The sequence below is a fragment of the Occallatibacter sp. genome (assembly GCF_049802275.1).
Classification (GTDB): domain Bacteria; phylum Acidobacteriota; class Terriglobia; order Terriglobales; family Acidobacteriaceae; genus Telmatobacter.
In genome coordinates, this window is the sequence record NZ_JBARMD010000606.1 from 1 (window position 1) to 5,337 (window position 5,337).

Consider the following 5,337-nt stretch of genomic DNA (forward strand, 5'->3'; position numbering starts at 1 on the left):
TACTACCACTTCAGCGATATCGAGACTGGCGAGCGCGTAAGAGGCGTCGAGCTCTCCTCCATCGATACTTCCCTGCTGCTCTGCGGCATTCTTAGTGCGCGCGCATACTTCGAAGATCCGAAAATCAAGTCGCTGGCCACGCAGATTTACGAGCGCGTCGACTGGCCGTGGATGCTGAACGGCGGAAAAACATTCTCCATGGGATGGCACCCGGGCGAGGGCTTTATCGATGCTCGATGGGAGCATTTCTGCGAGCTCATGATGATCTACCTTCTCGCTATCGGCTCGCCCACCCATCCCGTACCCGGCGATTACTGGAAGAACTGGACCCGCCCTGTCATTCATTACAAGGACTTCACCTATATCAGCGGCAACGACCCGATCTTTACGCATCAGTACTCGCACGCCTGGTTCGATTTCCGCAACAAGCGTGATGATTACGCCAACTACTTCGAAAACTCGATCACAGCAACCGAGGCGCACAAGGCGTTCTGCCTCTCCTACCCCAAATGGTACAACGAGGATTACTGGGGCATTTCCGCCTCGGACTATAAAGATGGTTACACCGCATGGGGAGGACCTCCGGCACAGGGGCCCATCGATGGAACCGTCGTTCCCTGCGCGTCGGCTGGCTCACTCGCTTTCGTTCCCACTAATTGCATCTCCGTTCTGCGTGCCATGCGCGACAAGTGGGGCAAGCAGGCCTGGGGCCGGTACGGTTTTGTGGATGCGTTTCATCCCGCGGCAAACTGGTACGACACGGATGTCCTCGGTATTGACCAGGGAATCTCGGTTTTGATGGCAGAGAACCTTCGAACGGGTATGATTTGGAATACATTCATGCGCAACCCTGAAGCAAAGGCCGCGATGCAGCGCGCCGGGTTTCACACCGCCGCATGAGTGTTTAGACGCAGTTCCTGGAGCAGAACGACTTGGCCAGAGCACCAATCAAGCCGATCACGCTGAAAGAACTCGCTGCGATGCTTGAGCTGTCGCAGTCCACGGTTTCCCGCATCATCAACGGAGAGGCCACAGCCCATCGCATCGCCGAGGAAACCCAGCAGCGCGTGCTGCATGCCGCTGCCCTCAATGGATACATCGCCAACACCATGGCGCGCGGCCTGCGCCAGAAACGCACCTACACCATCGGCGTCATCGTCCCCGAAATCAGCGAAGGCTACTCCACCACCGTTATCAGCGGAATCGAAGACGAGCTGCTCAAGGATGGCTTCTTCTACTTCGTCGTGAGCCATCGTCACCGGGCGGACCTGCTTGAGGGATATCCGCGCATGATGCTGGCTCGCTCGGTTGAAGGCATCATTGCCGTCGACTCGCCTGTGAACGAAGATCTGCCGGTACCGCTGGTTTCGATTTCAGGTCATGACCGACGCGAGGGCGTCATCAATATCGAGCTGGACCACGACCAGGCTGCAAATCTCGCACTGTCGCATCTGAAGACGCTGGGGCACAAACACATCGCGTTCATCAAGGGCCAGCCGTTCAGTTCAGACACTGTCTTGCGCTGGCAGGCAATTGTGCAGGCCGCCCGCGATCTGCATATCGAAATTGACGATCGCCTTGTCTTCCAGTTGCAAAGCCCGGAGCCGGGTCCAGCCCCCGGGCAGGAGGTTACGCGGCACCTGTTGCAAAGTGGTCAGCCCTTCACCGCAATCTTCGCCTTCAATGATGTGACCGCCATCGGCGCCATTTCGGCGTTGCGGGACGCCGGATTGCGCGTACCAAAAGATGTCTCGGTTCTCGGCTTCGACGACATCATGGCTGCATCGATGCATCATCCGCCATTGACCACCATTCATCAGCCACTGCGCAGCATGGGCCAGGTTGCGGCCAGCACATTGCTCTCGCTCATCCGCAATGAGGTCCCACATCCGCAACCCGAGGCGATCACCGTCTATCCCAGGCTTGTCGTCCGCAAATCCACCGGACACTCCATCCATCAGTCGGAAAGCATAAGCCAATCCGCTGATGAGCAACCGCCTGTCCTCAGAACGACGGACGGCGCGATCTAAATCACCCATCACAGAAAATCGCGCCATGCTGATTGCTTTCAGGTGGTTTTGCGCGCGACCGTAGCGCGCGTCGCGCCTGTCGAGATACCGCCATCCACCAGCAAGGTTTGCCCGGTAATGTACCGGCTCGCCTCAGATGCAAGAAACACAACCGCGCCGTCAAGATCATTCGGCAATCCCGGGCGCTTCACCGGAATGCGATCGGCGAGGTAAGCCACCCACTCGGGGTCTTCATAAAGCACCTTGTTTTGCTCCGTCTTGAACCAGCCCGGCGCGAGACAGTTCACGGTAATTCCGTGCTGTCCCCAATCGTCCGCCAGGCTCATCGTCAGTTGGCGAATGCCGCCGCGACTCGCGCAATACGGCGCCAGCCCCGCAAATCCAAACACGCTGGTCACGGACCCGATGTTGACCATGCGCCCATAATTGTGCTCGATCATGCCGCGCGCAACGGCCTGCGCTACAAAAAAACTCCCGCGCAGATTAGTGTCGAGCACCAGATTCCAGTCGTCCCAGGTGACCTCAAGCGCCGGCTTTCGCACGTTGCAGCCGGCGTTATTCACCAGGATATGAATCTGCCCGAACGCTGCTTCGGCTTCCTTCATCATGTGCGCGATGCTGGCTTGGTTGCGTACGTCAAGTTCGAGTGCGACACTACGCCGTCCCAGGGCTCGTATCTCCGCTTCGAATTCGTGAAGGGATTCGCGGCGTCTGCTCGTCAGCACCAGGTCTGCGCCTGCCTTCGCCAGCGCTCGCGCAAAATACTGCCCCAGCCCGCGGCTGGTTCCCGTCACAATAGCAACCTGGCCCGTCAGATCAAAAAGCGAATCAGGCATTAAAGCCTCGTTTCCCCAGGGTCAGCGTGCTTCATCCATGGGAGACAGCACAACCTTCATCAGGTTCGGCTCCTGGGCGTGCAGCCGATCAAACCAGCTAGGCCCTTCTTCGAGTGGCGCGACTGCCGTAATCATCGGACGCACATGAATGCGCCCGCTGGAAATCAGTTCGATCGCTTGCGGGTATTCCCCCGCCGAAGCATTAGTTCCCTGAATCTTGATTTGTCGCGATACCACTTTCTGAAGCGGCAGCACAACTTCCGGCTCGATGTTTCCGATCAGCGTGACGGTTCCGCCTTTGCGAACGCTGTCAATCGACTCCGCAACTGTCTTAGCACGTCCAACCGCGTCAAATACCGCATCCGCGCCCACGCCGCCTGTTCGCGCCAACACCGCTTTGGCAATCTCTTCGCCCGTTCCACGCAGCGCTTCGTCCGCGCCCAGCAGTTCACCGAGCGTCAGTCGCGTCTCGTCGATGTCCGCGATCATCACCCGTCCCATGCCCGCCGCGCGCAAAGCCTGCATGGTCAGCAATCCGATCATCCCCGCTCCCACCACCAGCGCCGTATCGCCCTGCTTCACGCCGCTCACCTTCACCGCATGAAGCGCCACTGAGGTTGCCTCCAGCATGGCCGCCTCGGGGAACGACATCTTACTCGGCAATCGATAAAGTATGCGCTCGGGCACCGTAATGTATTCCGCGAAGGCTCCATTCCTGCGATATTCGCCGCACGACACGCCAATCACTTCGCGTCGATCGCACAGATTCATCTCACCCCGCCGGCAATAAATGCAACGCCCGCAGTAAACCGTCGAGTCGAAAGTGACGCGATCGCCTTGTTTGTAGGCACTCACGCCGGATCCGACGGCGACAATCACCCCGGCGGCTTCATGTCCCATGATGAGCGGCGGAATGCGCCGGCCCGAAAATCCGTCGTAGCCATGCACGTCGCTACCGCAGATGCCACACGCAGCTACACGCAACAGCACCTCATCTTCGCCTGGCTCCGGCCGCGGCACATCTACAATCGCAAACTTCCCGTATTCTTCCAGCAGCAAGGATTTCATCAAAGCCTCTGGTCAACTCTCAGTTGCAGGCTGATGCAGAAAATAGCGTTGCACCCGTCTTTGATTCTACTGCTGAAGCGCCCCGCGTCGCGCGCAGCCATCCCCCACAACCCGAACCCGCCAACCCATTAACGTCGCAGAAACACGCTGGCCCTCCCCGAGGGGAGGGCCAGCCTGCCGAACCTGGGACGAAGCTAATTGACGGTTACAGTAAACGTTGTTGTCGCCGTTGTCTTGGCCGGATCGCTGCCCGTTGAATTCACGGTGAACACATAGCTGCCGGATGCCGTTCCAGGATCGCTGGTTCCGCCTCCCCCGCCTCCGCCACTGCTTGAGCCGCCGCCACCGCAGGCCGCGAGGCTGCCAAGCGTCACCATCAGTAAAAACATCCCCAGCATCGCGCGCCAACTGCGCCGCCGTGCCGGAATTCCGAAGAACACCACCAGCGCGAGAATCGCGCCAGATCCGGTCACAGCCAGGCCTGGAAACGCAGGCCGCTTCAGTGCTGCGGTCGTTGCCGCCTTGGTCGTTACGGTAGCTGTGCCGCTCGCGCCACTCCCAATTGCCGCGGTGGAAACTGTGCAGTGTGGAGTGTCGGTTGCCGAGTTCGTCGGACTCCCCGCATTCAGCGTGCACGTGCCCAGGGTCACGTTCGCCGAATAGTTGTTGGTGGTCGTCCAGGTAATTGTTGAGGTTGCCGAAGTGCCGCGTCCGATACTCGCGGGCGCTGTCGCTGCGAGGGCATAAGTGGACTGCGCAACCGTAACGCTTCCCGTTCCAGTTGCCGTTGAGAAGTTGCTGTCTCCGCTGTAGCTGACGGTCAACGTGTCAGTTCCGGCGCTAAGGCTGTTCGCAGGAATAGCGATCGTGGCACTACCGGATGCGAGCGGCTGCGCCGACGAGGTATAGCTTCCTGACGACAACGTTACCGTGCCGGTTGGTGTTCCGCCTGTTCCCGCCACCGCTGCCGTCACATTCAGGCTCTGCCCCGAGTTGATGCTGCTTGCGGCTGGTGTCACCGTCACGGTTGGAGTCGGCAAGGGAGTCACCGTCACAGTCGTCGTTCCGTTAGCAGCGGCGTACGTTGAGTCGCCACTGTAGCTGGCTTGCAAGGTATCCGTGCCCACCGAGAGCACACCGGGCGAGAGGTTGAAGGTGACGCTTCCGCTGGAAAGGCTCTTCGTAGCCGATGCGAAGGTTCCACTCGTCAACACCACGGTTCCGGTAGGCGTGCCGCTCGCGCCGGTCACGGTAACGGTAACGGTGGTTCCCTGCCCACTCGTGATGGTCGTCGGCGAAGCCGAAACACCCACCGTCGCAGTCGCCGTCCCGGTGGTCGTTCCGCTCCACCCATTCACGACGTTGGCAACGTTGAGCGATCCGAGACCGGTGGCCTCATCATA

General features: G+C 59.6%; 5 protein-coding genes. 2 read left to right on the forward strand and 3 right to left on the reverse strand.

Features of this window, described 5'->3' with window-relative positions; all coding sequences use genetic code 11:
- Positions 1 to 900, forward strand: a 900-nt coding sequence (locus tag WA354_RS20615) for a glucoamylase family protein (protein ID WP_472814904.1), incomplete at its 5' end; no start/stop codon positions are given.
- A gap of 32 nt (positions 901 to 932) precedes the next feature.
- On the forward strand, positions 933 to 2,030 hold the full coding sequence (locus tag WA354_RS20620) for a LacI family DNA-binding transcriptional regulator (protein ID WP_472814905.1): 1,098 nt from the start codon (positions 933 to 935) through the stop codon (positions 2,028 to 2,030).
- A gap of 38 nt (positions 2,031 to 2,068) precedes the next feature.
- Here WA354_RS20620 and WA354_RS20625 read toward each other — a convergent pair whose 3' ends face one another.
- The 3 genes from WA354_RS20625 to WA354_RS20635 all read right to left on the reverse strand — a co-directional run.
- Positions 2,069 to 2,866, reverse strand: coding sequence for an SDR family NAD(P)-dependent oxidoreductase (locus tag WA354_RS20625; RefSeq protein WP_472814906.1), 798 nt, complete (start codon positions 2,864 to 2,866; stop codon positions 2,069 to 2,071).
- Between the two features lie 21 nt (positions 2,867 to 2,887).
- Positions 2,888 to 3,934 (reverse strand): galactitol-1-phosphate 5-dehydrogenase, encoded by a 1,047-nt coding sequence (locus WA354_RS20630; RefSeq protein WP_472814907.1) that lies wholly within the window; start codon positions 3,932 to 3,934, stop codon positions 2,888 to 2,890.
- A 194-nt stretch (positions 3,935 to 4,128) separates the two neighbouring features.
- Positions 4,129 to 5,337, reverse strand: a 1,209-nt coding sequence (locus WA354_RS20635; RefSeq protein ID WP_472814908.1) for an Ig-like domain repeat protein, incomplete at its 5' end; no start/stop codon positions are given.

What these genes read in the sequence shown, in the direction of transcription:
- WA354_RS20625 (WP_472814906.1), bottom strand. Translation starts at nt 2,866, where the DNA reads ATGCCTGATTCGCTTTTTGATCTGACGGGCCAGGTTGCTATTGTGACG.
- WA354_RS20630 (WP_472814907.1), bottom strand. Translation starts at nt 3,934, where the DNA reads ATGAAATCCTTGCTGCTGGAAGAATACGGGAAGTTTGCGATTGTAGAT.